The following is a 19,454-nucleotide window of genomic DNA, read 5'->3' as shown; positions in this document are numbered from 1 at the left end:
CGGTGACGCCCGCCCCGACGATGCCCGAGCCGCTCGCCCTGACGGACCTGCACGCCTCGCTCGCCGACCCGCTGCTCGACGCGATGACCTTCCTCAACGAAGTCACCACCCGCTACCCCGAGGCCGTCTCCTTCGCCCCCGGGCGCCCCTACGAGGGCTTCTTCGAACCCGAGGACGTCCACGCCTACCTCGACACCTACCTGGACCACCTGGCGGCCCGCGGCCTCGGCCGCGGCGCCGTCCGCACCGCGCTGTTCCAGTACGGGCCGACCAAGGGCATCATCCCCGACCTGGTCGCCCGTACCCTCGCGCACGACGAGGGCCTGACCGTCCCGCCGGAGGCCCTGGTGCTCACCGTGGGCGCCCAGGAGGGCATGCTGCTGACGCTGCGCGCCCTGTGCGCCGGGCCGGACGACGTGCTGCTGGTCAGCTCGCCCTGCTACGTCGGGGTGACCGGTGCCGCCCGGCTGCTCGACATCACCACCGTCCCGGTGCCCGAGGGCCCGGAGGGCGGGCCCGACCCGCAGGCCGTGCGCGCCGCGGCGCGGGCCGTCCGGGCCGAGGGGCGGCGCCCGCGCGCGCTGTACGTCGTCCCCGACTTCGCCAACCCCTCCGGGACCAGCATGCCCCTGCCCGCCCGGGCCGAACTGCTGGACGCAGCGGCGGCGGAGGGCCTGCTCGTCATCGAGGACAACCCGTACGGCTTCTTCGCCCGGGATCCCGGCGAGCGGCCGACCCTGAAGGCGCTGGACCGCCGCCGTCAGGTCGTCTACCTCGGCTCCTTCGCCAAGACCTGCTTCCCGGGTGCCCGGCTCGGCTACGTCGTGGCCGACCAGGAGGTGGCCGGCCCGGGCGGGCGGCGCTCGCTGCTCGCGGACGAGCTGGCCAAGCTGAAGAGCATGACGACGGTCAACACGCCCGCGCTCAGCCAGGCCGTGATCGGGGGCATGCTGCTGCGCCACGACTGCCGGCTGCGCGCCGCCAACGCCCGGGCGACGGCCTACTACGCGGCCAACCTGACGGTCCTGCTCCGGGAGTTGGAGCGGCAGTTCCCCGCCCCGGAGCGCGACCGGCGGGGCCTGTCCTGGAACCGGCCGGAGGGCGGCTTCTTTGCCGTCCTGACCGTGCCCTTCGAGGCGGACGAGGCGGCCATGGAGCGCTGCGCCCGGGAGTTCGGGGTGCTCTGGACGCCGATGGCACCGTTCTACCCGGCCGGTGGCGGCGAGCGGCGGCTCCGGCTCTCCATCAGTTCGCTGAGCGAGGAGCAGATCGTGGCGGGCGTCGCCGCGCTGGCCCGGTTCATCCGCACCGAGCCGGCCTCCGAGTCGGCCTCCGGGCCGGCCGACGGGTAGGGGAGCATCGGTCGGGGACGTACGTAGGCAGGAGGGGCGGGGATCAAGGTCCCCGCCCCTCCTGCCTACGTCCTGCCCCCCGACCGGCGTTCGGACCGCCCCGCGTCAGCGCACCCGGGTGGAGAACAGCCGCGCCGACCAGTACACCGCCGCCACCGTCATCACCGCGACGATCAGCATCCCCTGCCAGACCACGCTGTCCCCGACGTGCCCGGAGAACAGCGCGCGCATGCCCTCCACGGCCCAGTAGAAGGGGTTCCACTTGGCCATCGACTGAAGCCACATCGGTGCCAGGGCGAGCGGCAGCAGCACCCCGGAGAGCAGCGCGATCGGCTGCGCCAGGGTGTTCACCACCGGCGCCATCGCCTCGTCGGCCGGCAGCACCAGGGCGATGCCGTACGAGATGGCCGAGGTCATCAGGGCCAGCAGGCCGAGCAGCAGGTAGGCGAGCAGCAGGTTCACCGGGCCGACCCGGAGGCCGAACGGCAGCGCGATCAGGGTGATGATCACGGCCTGCACCAGCAGCGCCACCGTCTCCCGCAGCGCCCGGCCGAGCAACAGGGCGAGCCGGCTGACCGGGGTCACCCGGGCGCGCTCGATGATGCCCGCCTTCAGCTCGCCGAGCAGGCTGAAGCCGGTGTAGAGGCCGCCGAAGATGCAGAGCACCGCCAGCAGGCCCGGCACGTAGACCTGGTAGGCCTCGGCGTAGGTGACGGTGCCCATCGGCGCCAGCACCTTCTTCAGCAGCGGCGCGAACAGCAGCAGGTAGAAGAGCGGCTGGATCACTCCGACGGCGATCCAGATCGGTGTCCGCCACATCAGCAGCACCTGGCGCTGGAAGACCAGCCAGGTGTCACGGGCGAGCTTCATGAGAGCCCCTCGGGGAGTTCGGAGGTCAGGACTGCTCGATCGAGCGGCCGGTGCGGGCCAGGAACACGTCGTCCAGGCTGGGGCGCTGAAGCTGCACGGTGCGGGGCACCACGCCCGCGGCGTCGAGCACGCGCAGCAGCTGCGGGATGGCGGCGGCGCCGTCGTCCAGGTAGAGCCGCAGCCCGTCCTCGCCCTGCACCTCCAGCCGGTGCAGGTAGGCCTCTTCGTGCAGGGCCTTGGTGGCCTGTTCGGTTTCCCCGGCAGGCAGCCCGACCAGCACCACGTCGCCCGAGATCTCGCGCTTCAGCGTCTCGGGGGTGCCCTCGGCGACCATGCCGCCGTGGTCGACGATCGCCACCCGGTCGCAGAGCGCGTCGGCCTCCTCCAGGTAGTGCGTGGTCACGACCACGGTCATGCCCTCGTCGCGCAGCCGGCGGATCTCGGCCCAGACGTGGCCGCGGCTGGCGGGGTCGAGGCCCACGGTGGGCTCGTCGAGGAAGAGCACCCGGGGGGAGTGGATGACCCCGAGTGCGATGTCCACGCGGCGGCGCTGGCCGCCGGAGTACGTCTTGCAGGGGCGGTCGGCGAACTCGGTGAGCTCGAAGGCCCGGAGCGCCTCCTCGGCGCGCTGCAGCGCCGCGGCCTTGCCGGTGCCGTGCATCCGGGCCTGGAGCACCAGCTCCTCGCGGGCGGTGACGGTGTCGGTGGTGCCGCCGCCCTGGGCGACGTAGCCGATGCGGCGGCGGACCTCGGCGGGGTCCGTGAGCAGGTCGGCGCCGGCGATCAGGGCCTCGCCGCCGTCCGGCCGGATGAGGGTGGCGAGCATGCGCAGCGTCGTCGTCTTGCCGGCGCCGTTGGGGCCGAGGAAGCCGAAGATCTCGCCTGCGGCCACGTCCAGGTCGATGCCGCGGACGGCGTCGACGGCGCTCTGGCCGCGTTTTTTGGACGGATAGGACTTACGAAGTCCCTTGGTCTCGATCAACCAGAACTCCCGTGCGGGGATGGGTTGCCGGGGCACCCGCGAGTGCGGTGCGGCGTAAGGGGTACTGCGCGCCACCCTAGGGTCTGCGGCGCTTCCGAAACAATGGCCTAGACCAATGGATTCTGACGGCCCGTCCCGCCCGCGACCAGCGACTCCAGCCGGTCGGCCGCCGTCGCGGCGCCGCCGCCGGCCAGCAGCGCCGCTCCCACCCGCGCGGCGGCCGCCCGGTGCCCGGGCGAGTCCAGGATGGTGCGCAGCCGCTCCGCCAGCCGCTCCGGCGACACCCGGGCGAACGGCACCCGCAGCCCCGCACCGGCCGCCGCGACCTGCGCCGCGACGAACGGCTGGTCGTGCCGGATCGGGGCCGTCACCAGCGGCAGACCGTGGGCGAGCGCCTCGCCGACGGTGTTCATCCCGCCGTGGCAGAGCACCGCGTCCAGCGCGCCGCGCGCCATCAGCTCCAGCACCGGCGCCCGGTCCACCGCGACCGCGTGGCCGGGCAGTTCGGGCAGCAGTGCGCGCGGCGCCGCGATCACCGGCTGCACGTCGTCCCCGCACAGGGCGAGCGCCCGGACGGCCCTGGCGTGGAAGTCCGCGCCGAGCTCGCCGGCCAGCGTGCCCATGGTGACCAGCACCTTCCGCCGCCCCGGATCCAGCCGCTCCCAGGGGAAGCCGGGGTCGGCGGGCCGGTCGGCGAGCACTGGTCCGACGGCGGCGGTCTGTGCCGGGAGCGCCGCCGGCCCGGTCAGCGCCGGCCCGGTCAGCGCCAGCACCAGGGCGGGGGAGAAGCGCGGGTCGGTGTACTCCTCCTCGGGCAGCCCGGCCCGCCGCCAGAGGCCGCGGAGCAGCTCCTCCATCCACGCCTCGACCTGCGGCAACGCCCGGAACGGCCGCCCCAGCTCCATCGCTCCCGGTGCGAAGCTCGCCCACGGCAGCCCGTGCCGGTGCGCCACCAGCGCGCCCGCGGGGGTGTGCTGGTCGACGAGCAGTGCGTCCGGCCGGAACTCCCGCACCAACGCGTCCAGCGGCTTCGCCGTGAACCGCGCGTACGGGACGATGAACCCCGCCCAGAGCGAACGCAGCGCGGCCAGCCCGTGCCCGCCCTGCGCCCGGAACGCCCGGGTGCCGGTGCCCAGCACGCGCGCGTCGGGCCCGAGGAGCGGCCGGAGCACCGTTTCGGTGCCCGTCCAGGCAACCTCGTGCCCGCGGGCGGACAGCTCCCGGGCGATCCCCACGGTCGGGTTCACGTGCCCGGTCAGCGGCGGTACGACGAACAGGAAGCGGCTCATCGGGCTGCCCCGACGGGCAGCAGCCGCTGCACCTCGGCGACGGTCAGCGCCTCCAGCGCGTCGAGGTCGAGCCCGGCGCGCAGCGCGGCCAGGCCGGCCGCGGCGCCGAACCGCTCGGTCAACAGGGTGTCCAGCACGGCGAGCTCGCACTCGTCGAGCAGGAGATCGGCGTCCAGCCGGGCCTGCGGGGTGATCGACGCGGCCCATTCCGGCGGCGCCTCGGCGGCTCTGACCAGCAGCTCGACCAACTCCGGGCGGACCGGGGCAGGGGGGAGGAAAGATTCACGATCGGTCATGGGGTGTGGCTCCACCAGCTCGACGGCAGGGGGCGGGAGAGTCCGCGAACGGGCCGAGATCACTTGTGCGACCCGCCGGGCGTCGGAATACTAGCCCGCGTGACCGCACTGGAGGCAGTGGCCGTCCACCTCCCCCACCACACCGTGCCCATCGAGGCGGTGGGCGAGCGCATCGGCCTGACCCCACGTCAACTTCGACTCTTCCGCCGCTTCCACGGCCTGGACCAGCTACGACTGGATCCGGACGGGAAGCTGCCCGACCTTCTCGGCGCCGCCGTCGAGGCCCTGCCGGAGCTGCGCGGACGCGAACGGCACGTCCGTTTCGTGATCCACGCGCGCAGCATGCCGGTGGCGGTGCCCTACCCGCTCAACCCGCTGCACGACCTGCTCGACCGGTACGGGCTGGCGCACGCCGCGGCCTTCACCGTCACCCACCACGCCTGCGCGGTGGGCCTGCTGGCCGTCGACCTGGCCGGCCGCCTGCTGGCCGGCACCGACGACCCGGAGGCGCTCGCGCTGGTGCTCGCCGGGGAGAAGACCTTCACCAAGGACGCCCAGGTGGTGCCCGAGACGGGGATCTTCGCCGAGGGCGCGGCCGCCTGCCTGGTCCGTGCGACCGGGGAGCGCAACCGCGTGCTCTCCTACGCCGTCCGCCACCGGCCGGAGTTCGACGGCCGCCTGGCCGAGGATCCGGAGCTGCTCGCCCGCTACCAACGGGAGTACCCGGCGGTGATGATCGAGGCGATCGAGGCCGCCCTGGACCAGGCTGGTCTGGACCTCTCGGACCTCGCGTTGATCCTTCCGCACAACGTCAACCAGGCATCCTGGCGCATGATTTGCCGCCGGATCGGATACCCGGTCGACAAGGTGGTGCTGGACAACGTGCTCTCGGTCGGGCACAGTTTCGCTGCAGACGGCCTCATCAATCTCCACACCGCCACCACGCGGGGGTTGCTGCGCCGCGGCGACCGTTACCTGATCGCCGCCGCCGGCGTCGGAGCGACCTTCTCGGCGATGGCCGTCGAGCACTGACGCACCGCCGGTGCCCGTGCCACCCCTTGCCGGTATTCCGGACCGGCCCGGTGGTGGCACGGCCCCGACCGGGCGCCGGCTCCGCCGCGAGGCCGCGGCGGACGGCGCCGGCGCTGCGTCGAGTCGGCCCGACGCCGTGGCGGCAGGCCGTGCCGGCACTGCGACGGCACCCCGTCGGCGCAGCCCGGTACCGCTGCGGCTCCTGCCCGGAATGCCGCTCCGGCGTCAGCGGCATCACTCCGGCCTCACTCCGGCCTCACTCCCGGGCGAGGAGGGTCACCACACCCTTCGCCGGGGAGCCGGGCGCCGCCCGCACATCGCATCCACTCACCTCTCATGCACGACGGGACGGGACATCCATGCCAGACCCCGCGGTCCAGACCACTGACACCGAGCTGCGCGACCGGGTCCTGCAGAGCCTCGGCGAGCTGCTGCCGCGCGTCCTCAAGCGCGACCTGCCCGAAATCCCCGCCGACGCCTGCCTCTTCGACGACCTCGGGCTCACCTCGGCGAGCACCATCGAGCTGATCCTCGAAGTCGAGGAGGCGCTCGACATCCAGGTCGACGTCGAGCAGATCGGTGAGGACGACCTGCGCTCGGTGACCAGCCTGGCCGACTACGTGGCCGGCCACCTCATCGCCGAGGACTGACCGGATGGCCGCCGCTGCCGCCCCCGGCCTGGGCATCACCCGGGCCGTGACCGGCTACTTCGACGGCCGGTCCGAGACCTCGCTCGACCCCGACCTGCGGGTGTTCGTCTCGGACCTGGCCCGCCCGTACGGGCTGCCGCTGCGGGAGGACCTGCTGGTCGAGGGCGTCGGCCACTCCTACGAGGAGATGGCCGAGGGGCTGTTGCGCGAGGCGCTCGCCGACGGCCGGCCGGTCGACCTGCTGATCCTGGCGTTCGACACCCCGGACGTCCGCCCGGCGGCGCCGAGTTCGCTGGCGCTGAGCCGTTCCTGCCCGGGCGAACCGCTCTCCTTCGCCCTCTGCGACCAGGGCACGGCCGCCGCCTTCAGCGCCCTGCGGATCGCCGCCGAGTACCATCGCACGGGCGCCTGTCGCCGCGCGGTGGTGGTGCTGGCCGAGCAGACCACGCTGCACCACCACCCGCACGTTCCGGTGGAGTTGCCGGAGCGGCACTGTGCGGTCGTGCTGGTCTGCGAGGAAGTCGACGGCGGTGGCGGTCTGGCCGTCCGGCAGCAGTCGACGGCCGACGCCGAGCTCGCGGCGAAGACCGTCCGGGCCGAGGTGCAGGAGCTGGGCGCGGGGGCTTCCGTGCTTCTCGGCGCTGGGTTGGACTTCGGCCCGGAGGCCGGTCCGGAGTTCGACGGTGCCACGGCGGCAACCCCCGGCCAGCCCTTCACCGGCCTCTGGTCGGCGCTGGCCGAGCAGCTCCCCGCCTGGCGGGCGGACGGCCGGCCGCTGCTGGCCGCCGGCCTCGACCGCCGGCTCGGCATCCTCAGCACCCTCACGTTGGGGGCCGGTCCGTGACCGCCCCGGCCGGTCGCGCCGGCCGGCGCGACACGGTCCACCTCTGGATCATTCGGACGGACCAACCCGACGCCGTGGTCGGCGAGTTGGCGGAGCTGCTCGACCCCGCAGAACGCGCCCGCGCCGCCGGCGCGGAGCGGCTGCTCGCCCGCCGCCACACCGTCGTGCACGGCGCCGTCCGGCTGCTGGTGGCCGAGCGGCTGGGCCTGCACCCGGGCGAACTCGTTTGGCGCCGCGGCCCGCACGGCAAACCCGAGCCGGCCGGCGCGGACCGCGGGCTCGGCGTCAACTACTCGGCCTCCGGCCCGCTGGCCGTCCTCGCCCTGACCGACGGCCGGTCCGTCGGTGCTGACGTCGAGGAGGTCCGCGATCCGCGCGTCGCCGCCCGGATCGCCGACCGCTACTTCCCGGCCGCCGAGGCCGCGGCGCTGGCGCAGTCCCCCTCGCCCGGCGCGCTGGCCGAGCGGTTCACCGAGCTCTGGTGCCGCCGCGAGGCGTGCGTCAAGGCGTACGGCGGGCGGCTGGTCCAGGGCTTCGGCCTGCCGCTGGCCGGCCCGGCGCCGCTCGTACTGGCCGACGTGGGCGCGCTCGGCAGCGGCCCGTGCCGGATCGCCGACGTCCCGGTGCCCGGACCGTTCCGCGCCGCCGTGGCCGCCGTCGGCGACCGCCCGTTCGACGTCCGGGTGCACCGGTGGACGGCGGGGGAGCGCCTCGTCCCCACCGGCTTCCAATCGTTCTGACGGACCATCAGCGATGCTGCGGTGGCTGCCGGGAGGCTTGGGTGGGGCCCGTTCGCCCTCCCGGGTTCCCGGTCCGTCCCACGTGGTAGACCCGCTGGTGCGCCCCGATCCGCACCCCGCGGAAACCCCGCCGGCGTCCCCCGGCGCACCCCCTGACATCCCTGCTGACACACCCCTGAGTACGCACCCCTGAGTACGCACCCCCGCGTACACACCCCCGCGTACACACCCCCGGCAAGCCGAAGGGCACGGACGACGTGACAGAGACCAGCCGGCGGATCGCCGTCCGGTACGAGGGGGCGAGCAGCGGCTCCGGGCCGCTCACCCTCGGCCAGGACAACATGATCCGCTGCATCCGGCGCGACCTCCCCGAGCAGATCAACAAGGAGGCCGCCTGGCCCGTCCCCGACGGGACGACCCTGCCCGCCGCCCTCGACGCGCTGCGCGCCCTCGTCGAGCGGCACGAATCGCTGCGCACCGTCTTCCCGCCCGGGCCCGGCCCGGACGGCGCTCCGGAACGCCAGGAGGTGCACGGCGAGGGCGGGTTCGACGTCGCCGTCCATGACGTCGGAGACCTCCCTCCGGCCGAACTGAACGCCATTGCTGCGGACTTGGGGCGCCGGGAGGTGGCCGTCCGGTTCGACCTGGCGGCCGGCCCGCGGCTGCGCTTCATCGTCCTGACGGACGCCGAGCAGGTGCTGCGGCTGGTCGTGGTGGTCTGCCACGCCGGTGCTGACGGCGTCGCGACCACGCTGCTGATCCAGGACTGGGTGGCCCTCGCCGCCGGCAAGGACCTGCCGCCCGTGACCGCACCGACCCCGCTGGAGGTCGCCGCGCGGGAGCGGAGCGATCAGGGCCGGCGCAAGGCCGCGGCCGCCCTCGGCCACTGGGCGAAGATCCTCGCCACCGGCCCGCAGGCGGTCTTCGCCGACTCCCGGATCACCGGACCGGCCGACGGCCTGGCCGCCGTCGTCGTGCGCTCCCGCACGGGCGGCGCCGACCTCGCCGCCGCCGCGCAACGGACCGGCGCCAGCCCCTCGATCGTCCTGCTCGCGGTCTACGCCGCGCTGGTCGCCCAACGGGCCGGCCGGACCGACCTGGTGCTGGCCGCACTCTCCGCCAACCGCCAGCGCGCCGTGATGGCCGAGCACATCGGCACCCTCGCCCAGGACGCGCTGCTCGCCCTGGACACCGACACCGCCGACCTGGACGAGCTGATCGGCCGCACCAAGGCGGCCGCGCTCGCCGGTTACTGGCACAGCACCCTCAACGCCGACGACGTCTGGCAGCTGATCGAGGACATGGCCCACGTGCGCGGCGGGCGCTTCGCCCGCCAGGTGGTGGTCAACGACCTCAGCCTCGCCATCCCCGAGGCGATCTCCGAGGCCCGCCCGGCCCCGGTCGCCGACCCCGAACTGACCTGGCTGCCCGACCAGCCGCTGCCCGTCCGCACCATGCTCAACGTCCTGCGGACGTCCGGCACGCTGGAGTTCGCGCTGCTCGCCTGCCCGCAGGTGCTCGACCGGGCGGAGACCGAACGGTTCGCGCTCGCGCTGCCCGCCGTCCTGAAGGCCGTCGCCCGCGGACCGCTCCCGCTCGCCGACCTGCCGGCCCTGACCGGCCTGCCGGCGCCCGTCCGGACCGGTGCCTGGCACCAGGTCGACGGCTGCTGGATCGACCTCGACGCCGTCCGGGCGCTGCTCACCGCGGCCCTCCCCGGCACAGCGTCCGACGTGCGTCCGGTGGACGGCCGCCTGGTCGCGCGGATCGCCACCCGGGACGGCGCGCTCACGCCGCTCGCCGCCCACCGGGCGGTGGTCGCGGCGCTCCCCGGCCGCGACACGGCGATGGCCCCGCACGCGTACGTCATCCACGCGGCCGACCCCGCCGCGGCACCGGCAGGCCCGCCGTCCTGGGACACCCTGCCGGTGACGGCGGAGGGCACCGGCCGTGACCCGGAGGTCGCCACCCGCATCCCGCGGCTCCGCTGACCGGGCGGCGCGCCCACCGAGCGGGCCGGCTCACCCGGCCGCCCACTCCGCGGCCCGCCGTCCGCACCTCGGCCGCCGCGCGGGGGCCGAGGTGCGGACGCCGGCAGCCGCCGGATCGTCGCGAGCGCCCGCGCGGGCCCGGCCGACAGCACGAGGTCGAGGCCTACGGCCCCGGACCGGGAGGGGTGCGGATCGTACGCGCGGCCCTCCCGGACCACGACGAAGTTCGCACGATCACCTGTCCGGCGAGGACGGCGAACACCGGGCCGTGCGCGCCACCGGATTCCCGGGCACGGTGCCGCCCGCCGGTGCGCGGGCCGCGGTGGGGGACCAGACTGGGGGTGGATCCTGCTCCCGAGCTGGGAGAGCCATGCTGCTCGGACTCACCACCGCGCTGATCGCGACCGGCTGCTTCGGGTTCGGGTCGGTCTTCCAGGCGCGCGGCGCCCGGTCGGCGCCCCGGGCGGACCGGGTACGGGCCGGACTGCTGGCCGCGCTGCTCCGGTCCTGGCAGTTCCTGCTCGGCACCGGCCTGGACATCGCCGGCTTCGCCCTGAGCATCGTCGCCCTGCGCACCCTGCCGCTGTTCCTCGTCCAGGCCGTCACCAACGCCAGCCTCGCCGTCACCGCACTCGCCGCCGCCCGGCTGCTCGGGGCCCGACTGCGGCGCAGCGATCTGGCCGGGATCGTCGCCGTGGTGCTCGGCCTGACCCTGCTCGCGCTCGCCTCCGGCGCCGACGGCCGCGACCGGGCGCCACCGGCCTTTCACTGGGCGCTGCTCGCCACCACGGCGGTCATGCTCCTGCTCACCGTGGTGCTGGCCCGCCGCAGCGGCAACGCGGCGGCGGCCGGCCTCGGGCTGCTCGCGGGCGTCGGCTTCGGCGTGACCAGCCTGGCCGTGCGCGTCCTGGACGTCAGCGGCCCGGCGGCGGTCCTCACCGACCCGGCGGCGTACGCGCTCGCCGTGGGCGGCCTGGGCGGCTACCTCGCGTACGCGCTCGCGCTGCAGCGCGGCACGGTGACGGCGGCGACCGCGGCCGGGACGGTGGCCGAGACCTTCGGCCCGGCACTGATCGGCGTCGTCGCCCTGGGGGACGCGGCGCGGCCCGGCTACGGCTGGTGTGCGCTGACCGGCTTCGCGGTGGCCGTGGGCGGGACGTTCGTGCTCTCCCGCTTCGGTGAGGTGGAGGCCGAGGTGGGCCCCGGCGCCCGGCCGGGCGTCCCGGAGGACACCGCGGCCGCCCTGCCTCCCCGGTAGCCGGACGGGCCTCCCCGGCTCGGCGGCGCCGGCCCGGGCGCCGGCCCCGGGCGCCGGCCCCGCAGGAGTGGCGAACGCCCTGGTGGGACGGGGTCCGCAGGCGGTCCGGTCGCCCGCGCGGCACCGGCGTGCGAAGGTGGCTTGCCGGGCCAGAACGCCGGTCCGGCCGCATCCGTACGACGACGCGGTCCACCACCCGGCGGGCCGACCCGACGGGCCCGACGAGCGACGGGCCCGACGAGCCGGACCCCGGCCACCGCAGGAACCGCCTACGCCCCCGGCGACCGGCCCGCTCGCCGGCCCGCTCGCCGACCGGGGAGCACCGTGCACACAGAGCGGCAGCACACAGAGCGGCAGGAGCCATGACGGACGACGCCCACCGACCCGCCCGCCGCCCCCGGCGTCCAGCGGCCGACCCGCCGGTGGCCCTGATCACGGGAGCCTCCTCCGGCATCGGCGCGGCCACCGCAGGCCTGCTCGGCGCGGCCGGCTGGCGGCTGCTGCTCTCCGGTACCGACCGCGCCCGGCTGGACGCCGTCGCCGCCCGGACCGGCGGCCGCGCCCTGCCCGAGGACCTCGCGAAGCCGGACGGCCCGCAGCGGCTCGCCGAAGCCGCCCTGGCCGCCGAAGGCCGGGTGGACGCGCTGGTCGCCAGCGCCGGCCTGGGCTGGCGCGGCCCCTTCGCCGAGACGCCCTCCGACGTCCTGGACCGGATGATCGAGGTCAACCTCGCCGCCCCGCTGCGGCTGTCCCGGCTGCTGCTGCCCGGCATGCTGGAGCGGCGCCGCGGCCGGATCGTGCTGGTCGGCTCGGTGGCCGGCCAGGTCGGCGTCCGCGACGAGGCCGCCTACGCGGCGACCAAGGCCGGGCTGGCGATGTTCGCCGAGAGCCTCTGGTACGAGCTGCGCGGGACGGGCGTCGGAGTCCGGATCGTCCTGCCGGGCCCGGTGGACACGCCGTTCTTCGCCCGCCGCGGCACCCCGTACCAGCGTGAACGCCCCCGCCCGGTGGCGCCCGAGCTGGTGGCGGAGCGGGTGGTCGCGACCATCACCACCGCCGCCGACCGGCCCTTCGTCCCGGGCTGGCTCGGCTTCCCCGCCCGGATCCACGGCGCCGCGCCGGGGGTGTTCCGGCGGATGGCCGCCCGGTTCGGCTGACCGCAGAGGCACCGATGGACCGAGCACCGGCGGGCCGCGCACCGACGGACCGACCAGCGATCGACCGCTTTCCGGACCGCGCCCCGACGAACCGGGCGCGCACGCTCCGCCGGGCGGCGCTCTTCGCGGCGGGCGGCGAACTCCTCCACCTGGCACCGGCCGCCGTCCGCCTGCCGCCGGTCCGCCGGACGCTGGCCCGCCGCACCGCCGGGTACGGCACCGCACCCGGGCACCTCGCGCTGACCTTCGACGACGGGCCCGACCGGCGCAGCACGCCCTACGTCCTCGACGCCCTCGACGAGTTGGGCGCCCGCGCCACCTTCTTCCTGCTCGGCACGATGCTGGAGCGCGCCCCCGACCTGGGCCGTGAGCTGGTGGCCCGCGGTCACGAAGTCGCCGTGCACGGTTGGTACCACCGCTCCCAGTGGTACCCGGCCCCCGCCCGGGACCTGCGCGAACTGCGCCGTGCCACGGAGGCGGTGACGGAGCTGTGCGGCGCCCGGCCGCTCTGGTACCGCCCGCCCTACGGAGTCCTGACGGCCGGTCCGGCGCTGGCCGCCCACCGCGTAGGGCTGCGCACCGTGCTCTGGACGGCCTGGGGGCGGGACTGGACCGAGGACGCCACCGCCGCCTCCGTCCACGCCACCGCCCGCCCCGGCCTGACCGCCGGCGCCACCCTCCTCCTGCACGATTCCGACTGCACCTCCGCCCCCGGCTCCTGGCGGGCCACCCTCGGTGCGCTTCCCCTGATCGCCGCCCACTGCCGCCGCCGCGGCCTCACCCTCGGCCCGCTGCGCGACCACGGCCTCCTCGGGTGACGTGCCCGGCCGCCGCCCTCGCCGCCCGGCCGCCGCCCTGGCCGCCCGGTACCGCGCTACAGCCCGACGTCCCGCAGGGCCGCCGCGAACCCCGTCCGCCAGCCGTCCGGCGTGGCACCGGCGGACGGGGCGGGGGCCGGCCGGTCCAGGGCGGCGAGGGCGTTGCGGACCACCTCGGCGGGCCGGGCCGAGGTGACGTCGGCGTGGCCGAGCTCCAGCTCGTGCTGGAGGTTGTCCCGGCCGTGGCCCTGGACGACGTCCAGCAGGAGCAGCCGGCGGCCGAGCGCGCGGGCCTCGCTACAGGTGTCGCCGGAGCTGGTCACCACCAGGTCGGCGGCAGTCATCAGGTCGGGGATCCGGTCGGTCCAGCCGAACGGGTGGAGGTTCGGGCGGCGCCCGGCGGCGTGCCGGAGCCGGCGGTCGAGCTCCCGGTTGTTGCCGGCCACGGCGAGCACGTGCGGTCCGGCGTCGGCCAGTGCGGCCGCGGTCCGGGCCAGCGGGCCGAGCCCCCAGGAGCCGGACATCAGCAGCACGCACCGCGCGTCCGGCGGCACGCCCGCCCGGGCCCGGGCCCGGGCCCGGGCGGGCGGCCGGTAGAACGGCGCCCGCAGCGGCGCCGGGAGCACCGCGACCCTGGCGTCCGGCCGGTAGCGCCGCACCGCGCAGGCCGCGACCTCGGAGGTGACCAGGAAGAGGTCGGTGCCGTCCTGCACCCAGAGCCGGTGCGGCGTGACGTCGGTGCAGAGCACGAGGTGGCGGAAGGCGGGCCCGCCGTACCCGCGCAGCCGGTTCACCGCCGAGGTGGCGGTGGCGAACACCGACACCACCAGCTCCGGCCGCTGCTCCGCGAGCAGCCCGCGCAGGGCCGGCACCAGCCGGTAGCGCGCCGCCGCGTCCGCGAGCAGCGCGAGCCGGGCGCCGGGCCGCAGGGCCGAGAAGTGGAAGGCGTCGTAGACCCCGGGCAGGTCGAGCAGCCGCCGGAACACCGCCTCCCCGGCCGCACCCGCCCGCTGCCCGAGCAGCGCCATCGCGTCCACCGTGGTGGTGGTCCACCCGCGTTCGTGCAGCGAGTCCGCGCAGGCCCGGGCCATCACGTCGTGGCCCTGCCCGAGAGAACCGGAGACCAGGAGCGCGTGCGGCACCCGGCCCGCCTCAGGAGGCGCCGGGAGCGGTGCCGGGCGCGCCGCCGGCAGTGGTGCCGGTGCCCGGGCGGCGCTTCGGCGCGGGACCGCCGGCCGCGAGCGCGTCCCGGTACCACTCGGCGTAGCGCCGCACCCCGTCGGCGAAGTTGGTCCGCGGCGACCAGCCCAGCAGGCGCTTGGCCTGGGCGGCCGAGATCCGGCGCCCGGAGTAGTCGGCCGTCCGGGCCTCGATGTGCTCGATGCTGACCGGCCCGAGCAGTTCGTCCACGGTGTCGGCGATGCCGCGCACCGAGACCGGGGTCGAGCCCTCCAGGGCGAAGGTCTGGTCCTCCGCGGCGGGCGACAGGGCCCGGACGTGCGCGTCCGCGAGGTCCTCGACGTAGACGAAGTTGCGACTCTGCCGGCCGTCGCCCGCGATGGTGATCGGCCGGCCGGCCAGCGCGGCCTGCACGAACCGGGCGACCACCAACTCGTCCCGCATCCGCGGCCCGTACGGGATGCCGTAGCGCAGGATGGTGAAGTGCCGCCCGTACAGCTCCCGGTAGCTGTGCACCAGCATCTCGGCGGCGAGCTTGGTGGCCACGTACAGGTGCCCGCTGTGCTCCAGCTCGATCGGCACGTGCTCGTCGAGCTCCTGCTCGCCGGTCGCCCCGGCCTCGGCCAGCGCGGCGCCGTAGACCCAGACGGTACTGGCCAGCACCGTGCGGCTGAGGTTGCTGCGCCGCGCCGCCTCCAGGACGGCCTCGGTGCCGTCGATGTTGGTGCGGACGGCCCGGACGGGGTCGGCGGCGACCTGCTCGACGTCGGCCATCGCGGCCAGGTGGAACACCACCTCGCTGCCGTCCAGCGCGTCGGTCAGGCCCGGCAGGTCGAGGATGTCGATCCGGGCGTGCTCGGCGCCGGGGTTGAGGTACTTGTCGGTGGTGTCGACCGTGAGCACCTCGTGCCCGGCTGCGAGCAGCCGGTCCACGACGTGCGAGCCGATGAATCCGCATCCCCCGGTGACGGCTACGCGCACGTTCTCTCTCCTTCTCCGGAAGGCCACCCGCCCGGTGCTGCGCCGGTGGGCGTGCGCCTCGGGCCGGTGGGCCTGTACCTCGGGCCGGTGGGCCCGTAGCTCGGTGGGTCCGCACGGCGGTCGTGCGGGTGTACGAATGAGCGGGTCAGCCGGTGACCCGCCGGTGGACGGCGGTGACGGCCCGGATGACCTCGTCGGTCTCGTCGTCGGTCATGTCGGAGTGCACCGGCAGGCAGATCTGCCGGGCACAGACGTCCTCGGCGACCGGCAGCGGGCCGCGCCGGTGGTCGGCCAGCACCGGTTGCAGGTGCAGCGGCAGGTCGTAGACCTCGCCGGAGAGCCGGACGCCGTGGTCCTCGGCCATCGCCCGCTTGAACGCGGCGCGGTCGACGCCGGGCGGCAGCAGCGCCACGTACTTGTAGTAGTTGCTGCGCACGCCGGCCGGTTCGGTGACCGGCCGGACGCCGTCGAGCCCGGCCAGCGCCGCGTCGTACTGCCGGGCGACCCGACGCCTGGTCTCGACGAACTCCTTGAGCCGCCGCAGGTGTACCGTGCCGACCGCCGCGTTCAGCTCGCTCAGCCGCCAGGAGGCGCCGAACCGGACGTGGTGGTTGGTGGTGAACGAGCCCTTGCCCTGGTCGCGGTAGATCCGGGCCTCGTCGCGCAGCTCGGCGGACTCGGTGAGGATCATGCCGCCCTCGCCACTGGTGGTGACCTTGGTCGGGTAGAACGAGAAGGCACCGGCGAGCCCGAAGGTACCGGCCGCGCGCCCGGCGAAGCTGCTCCCGTGGGCGTGCGCGGCGTCCTCGACCAGCGGGACGCCGCGGCGGTCGCAGATCGCCCGCAGGGCGTCCACGTCGGGGGTGATCAGGCCGCCGATGTGCACCAGCACGACGGCGGCCGTGTCCGGGGTGAGCGCGGCCTCCAGCGTCTCCGGGCTCAGCGCGAGGGTGGCCGGGTCGACGTCGGCGAGGACCGGCCGCCCGCCCGCGTGCACGATGGCGCCCGCGGTCGCGTAGAAGGTGACGGCCGGGACGACCACGTCACGGTCACGGACCCCGACGGTGCGCAGGACGATCTCCAGCGCGGCCGTGCCGCTGGCGACGGCGACGGCGTGCGAGGCGCCGTGCTCTGCCGCGAACGCCTGCTCGAACCGTTCGGTCCAGGGGCCGAGCGTCAGGGCTCCGGTGGCAAGGATCTCGGTCACGGCTTCGGCGACCGCCTCGCGGTCGCTCTCGTCGAACACGATGCGAGCGGCTGGCACGCCCATCGGGCACTCCTCCGGCAGCGGGACGAACACGGCACGGGATGAACACAGCAGGGGACGACTACGGCAGGGGCGAACATGGCGCGGGACGGACACGGCAACGGGACGAACACGGCAACGGACAGGCCGGGCTTCCGGCCCGGACTCCGGCGGGACCGGGCGAACCGGTCGGGCCAGGCACATCACGCTACTTCGCCCGCCCGGCCCCGGCCCGTCGTCACCGCCCGCCCGGGTGACCTCGCGCCGGGGCGCCGTGCCCCGCCGTGTCGATACCGGGGGAGGAGGGCCGGAGCCTCCCCCGGCAGGCCCGGACTGCTCCGTCCGGGTGTCCCGGCTACTGCGTCCGCAGTACGCGAAGTGCCTGCTGAGCGATGACGACGGGAGGGCTCCCGGCGGCCGAGGATGGCGGTGCTCCGGTCGACCGGGGTGCTCCGGTCGCTCCGGGGCGTCGGTTTTCCTTCCCTTCCCTCTGAGGAGTCTGCTCTCCTGTGGCCACCTTCCTGTACCGCCTGGGCCGATGGGCCTACCTCCGGCGCCGACTGACGACCCTGCTCTGGGTCGCCCTGCTGGCGGCCGCCGGAGTGCTGGCCGCCAAGGCCCCGGCGGCACCCGACGACGGGTTCTCCATGCCGGGTACGGAGGCACAGCAGGCCTTCGACCTGATGGACCAGCGGTTCCCCGGCGGGATGGCCGAGGGCGCCTCGGCCCGGATCGTCTTCGTGGCGCCCTCCGGGCAGAAGATCACGGCCGCCGCCAACCAGCAGGCGGTCGAGCGGACGGTCGCCGAGCTGGCCCACGCCGAGCAGGTCACCGCCGCCGTGTCGCCGTTCAAGGCGGGCGCGGTGTCCGAGGACGGCACGACGGCCTACGCGACGGTCAGCTACGACGCCAAGCCCGGTTCGGTCGGCGAGCCCGCCACGGAGGCCCTGAAGCAGGCCGCCCAGCACGGGCGGGACGCCGGGCTCACGGTCGAGATCGGCGGCTCCGCGCTGCAGGGCGGTCCCGAGCCGGGCGGCGCGACGGAGGCGGTGGGCATGGCCATCTCCGCCGTCGTGCTGGTGATCACCTTCGGATCACTGGCCGCGGCCGGCCTGCCGCTGCTGACCGCACTGATCGGGGTCGGGCTCGGCATCGCCGCCATCACCGGGCTGGGCAGCACCCTCGGGCTCTCCAGCACCACCAGCACGCTGGCGATGATGCTCGGCCTCGCGGTCGGCATCGACTACGCCGTCTTCATCGTCTCCCGCTACCGCGCCGAGCTCGCCGACGGCCACGAGCCGCGCGAGGCCGCCGGGCGGGCGGTGGGCACGGCGGGCTCCGCGGTGGTCTTCGCCGGGCTCACCGTCGTGATCGCCCTGGCCGGCCTCTCCGTGGTGGGCATCCCGGTGCTGGCCAAGATGGGCCTGGCCGCGGCCGGCACCGTGGTGATCGCGGTGCTGATCGCGCTCACCCTCGTCCCCGCGCTGCTCGGCTTCCTCGGCCGCCGGGTGCTGCCGCGGCGGGAGCGCCGCACCCGGCGCTCCGGCGCCCGCCGGTCGTCGGACGCCACCACCCTGCCGCACGCCGTCACCACTGCGGCCGGCCCGGCCGTCGAGCCGCGGCCCAACGGCGGCACCCGGTGGGCCCGGTTCGTGCTCCGCCGCCCGGTGGCGGTCCTGCTGGGCGGCGTCATCGGCCTCGGCATCCTCGCGGTGCCCGCGCTCGACCTGCGGCTCGGCCTGCCGGGCGAGGAGTCCCAGCCCACCTCCACCACCCAGCGCCGCGCCTACGACCTGCTCTCCGCCGGCTTCGGCCCCGGATTCAACGGGCCGCTGACCGTCCTGGTCGACGCCAAGGGCACCGCCGACCCCAAGGCCGTGGCCGACCAGGTGGGCAGGACGGTCGCCGGCCTGCCGGGCGTGGTGTCGGTGTCACCCGCGATGTTCAACCGGGCGGGCGACACGGCGATGATCAGCGCGATACCGGCGACCGGGCCGAACGAGGCCGCGACCAAGGAGCTGGTGCACGCCATCCGGGCCGGCGCGCCCGGCCTGAAGAGCTCCATCGGTGCGACCGTGCTGGTGAGCGGCGCCACGGCGATGAACATCGACGTCTCGCAGAAGCTGACCGACGCACTGGTGCCGTACCTGGCCGTGGTCGTGGGCCTGGCGGTCCTGCTGCTGCTGGTGGTGTTCCGCTCGGTGGTCGTCCCGCTCAAGGCGGCGCTCGGCTTCCTGCTCTCGGTCGCGGCCGCGCTCGGCGCCGTGGTCGCGGTCTTCCAGTGGGGCTGGCTGGCCGACCTGATCGGGGTCGAGCAGACCGGTCCGGTGATGAGCGTCATGCCGATCTTCATGATCGGTGTGGTGTTCGGCCTGGCCATGGACTACGAGGTCTTCCTGGTCACCCGGATACGCGAGGCCTTCGTCCACGGCGAGGAGCCCGGCCAGGCCGTGGTCACCGGTTTCCGGCACAACGCCCGGGTGGTCACGGCGGCCGCACTCATCATGATCAGCGTCTTCGCCGGCTTCATCGGAATGAACCAGTCGATGATCAAGATGATGGGGCTCGGCCTGGCCACCGCCGTCGCCTTCGACGCCTTCGTGGTCCGGATGGCGATCGTGCCCGCGGCCCTCGCCCTGCTCGGCCACCGGGCCTGGTGGCTGCCGCGCCCGCTGGCGCGGATCCTGCCGGACATCGACGTCGAGGGCGCCCGGCTGCAGACCCCCGCGCCGGAACCGGTGCAGGTCAGGCACTCGGTCGGCGTCTAGA

17 protein-coding genes are annotated in these 19,454 nt (G+C 75.4%); 10 read left to right on the top strand and 7 right to left on the bottom strand.

Annotated elements, in window-relative coordinates:
- Positions 1-20: 20 nt before the first annotated feature.
- Entirely contained in the window at positions 21-1,352 is a 1,332-nt protein-coding gene (locus OH807_RS04410; protein WP_406210692.1) for a PLP-dependent aminotransferase family protein, read from the top strand.
- Positions 1,353-1,457: 105 nt separating this feature from the next.
- Here OH807_RS04410 and OH807_RS04405 read toward each other — a convergent pair whose 3' ends face one another.
- The 4 genes from OH807_RS04405 to OH807_RS04390 all read right to left on the bottom strand — a co-directional run bounded on the left by OH807_RS04405 (position 1,458) and on the right by OH807_RS04390 (position 4,789).
- The gene (locus OH807_RS04405; protein WP_406194084.1) at positions 1,458-2,222 is read right to left on the bottom strand and encodes an ABC transporter permease; all 765 of its coding nucleotides are present in this window, start codon (positions 2,220-2,222) and stop codon (positions 1,458-1,460) included.
- 25 nt (positions 2,223-2,247) lie between these two features.
- Positions 2,248-3,204, bottom strand: coding sequence for an ATP-binding cassette domain-containing protein (locus OH807_RS04400; protein WP_406194082.1), 957 nt, complete (start codon positions 3,202-3,204; stop codon positions 2,248-2,250).
- A 107-nt stretch (positions 3,205-3,311) separates the two neighbouring features.
- A complete protein-coding gene (locus tag OH807_RS04395; protein WP_406194080.1) occupies positions 3,312-4,493 on the bottom strand; it encodes a glycosyltransferase in 1,182 nt (393 codons plus the stop codon).
- Positions 4,490-4,789 (bottom strand): hypothetical protein, encoded by a 300-nt coding sequence (locus OH807_RS04390; protein ID WP_406194078.1) that lies wholly within the window; start codon positions 4,787-4,789, stop codon positions 4,490-4,492. The genes OH807_RS04395 and OH807_RS04390 overlap by 4 nt, the downstream gene beginning before the upstream one ends.
- 99 nt (positions 4,790-4,888) lie before the next feature.
- Here OH807_RS04390 and OH807_RS04385 point away from each other — a divergent pair, with 99 nt between their 5' ends.
- From OH807_RS04385 to OH807_RS04350, 8 genes are all read left to right on the top strand, one after another.
- A complete protein-coding gene (locus OH807_RS04385) occupies positions 4,889-5,821 on the top strand; it encodes a 3-oxoacyl-[acyl-carrier-protein] synthase III C-terminal domain-containing protein (RefSeq protein WP_406194076.1) in 933 nt (310 codons plus the stop codon).
- A 359-nt stretch (positions 5,822-6,180) separates the two neighbouring features.
- Entirely contained in the window at positions 6,181-6,471 is a 291-nt protein-coding gene (locus tag OH807_RS04380; protein WP_406194074.1) for an acyl carrier protein, read from the top strand.
- A gap of 4 nt (positions 6,472-6,475) precedes the next feature.
- Positions 6,476-7,315 carry a hypothetical protein gene (locus OH807_RS04375; RefSeq protein WP_406194072.1) on the top strand — a complete coding sequence of 280 codons (840 nt, stop codon included), beginning with the start codon at positions 6,476-6,478 and terminating at the stop codon, positions 7,313-7,315.
- On the top strand, positions 7,312-8,055 hold the full coding sequence (locus OH807_RS04370) for a 4'-phosphopantetheinyl transferase family protein (protein WP_406194070.1): 744 nt from the start codon (positions 7,312-7,314) through the stop codon (positions 8,053-8,055). Before OH807_RS04375 ends, OH807_RS04370 begins: the two co-directional genes overlap by 4 nt.
- A gap of 257 nt (positions 8,056-8,312) precedes the next feature.
- Positions 8,313-10,046 (top strand): condensation domain-containing protein, encoded by a 1,734-nt coding sequence (locus OH807_RS04365; protein WP_406194068.1) that lies wholly within the window; start codon positions 8,313-8,315, stop codon positions 10,044-10,046.
- A 370-nt stretch (positions 10,047-10,416) separates the two neighbouring features.
- A complete protein-coding gene (locus OH807_RS04360; protein WP_406194066.1) occupies positions 10,417-11,304 on the top strand; it encodes a DMT family transporter in 888 nt (295 codons plus the stop codon).
- Positions 11,305-11,666: 362 nt separating this feature from the next.
- Entirely contained in the window at positions 11,667-12,461 is a 795-nt protein-coding gene (locus OH807_RS04355) for an SDR family NAD(P)-dependent oxidoreductase (protein ID WP_406194064.1), read from the top strand.
- A 14-nt stretch (positions 12,462-12,475) separates the two neighbouring features.
- Positions 12,476-13,279, top strand: coding sequence for a polysaccharide deacetylase family protein (locus OH807_RS04350; protein WP_406194062.1), 804 nt, complete (start codon positions 12,476-12,478; stop codon positions 13,277-13,279).
- A 56-nt stretch (positions 13,280-13,335) separates the two neighbouring features.
- Here the strand turns inward: OH807_RS04350 and OH807_RS04345 are convergent, their stop codons facing one another.
- The 3 genes from OH807_RS04345 to OH807_RS04335 all read right to left on the bottom strand — a co-directional run bounded on the left by OH807_RS04345 (position 13,336) and on the right by OH807_RS04335 (position 16,709).
- Positions 13,336-14,421: an MGDG synthase family glycosyltransferase gene (locus tag OH807_RS04345; RefSeq protein ID WP_406194060.1), complete on the bottom strand. Its 1,086-nt coding sequence runs from the start codon at positions 14,419-14,421 to the stop codon at positions 13,336-13,338.
- A 10-nt stretch (positions 14,422-14,431) separates the two neighbouring features.
- Positions 14,432-15,439 carry an NAD-dependent epimerase/dehydratase family protein gene (locus OH807_RS04340; RefSeq protein ID WP_406194058.1) on the bottom strand — a complete coding sequence of 336 codons (1,008 nt, stop codon included), beginning with the start codon at positions 15,437-15,439 and terminating at the stop codon, positions 14,432-14,434.
- 145 nt (positions 15,440-15,584) lie between these two features.
- Positions 15,585-16,709 carry a DegT/DnrJ/EryC1/StrS family aminotransferase gene (locus OH807_RS04335; protein ID WP_406194056.1) on the bottom strand — a complete coding sequence of 375 codons (1,125 nt, stop codon included), beginning with the start codon at positions 16,707-16,709 and terminating at the stop codon, positions 15,585-15,587.
- A gap of 485 nt (positions 16,710-17,194) precedes the next feature.
- Between OH807_RS04335 and OH807_RS04330 the strand changes: the two genes are divergently transcribed.
- Complete coding sequence (locus OH807_RS04330) at positions 17,195-19,453, top strand: MMPL family transporter (RefSeq protein ID WP_406194054.1); 2,259 nt, start codon at positions 17,195-17,197, stop codon at positions 19,451-19,453.
- The last annotated feature ends 1 nt before the right edge of the window (position 19,454 follow it).

This window comes from Kitasatospora sp. NBC_01560, from assembly GCF_045208415.1.
GTDB lineage: Bacteria > Actinomycetota > Actinomycetes > Streptomycetales > Streptomycetaceae > Kitasatospora.
Note: the sequence above shows the minus strand (reverse complement) of the source record. Positions and strands in the feature narration are given on the sequence as shown.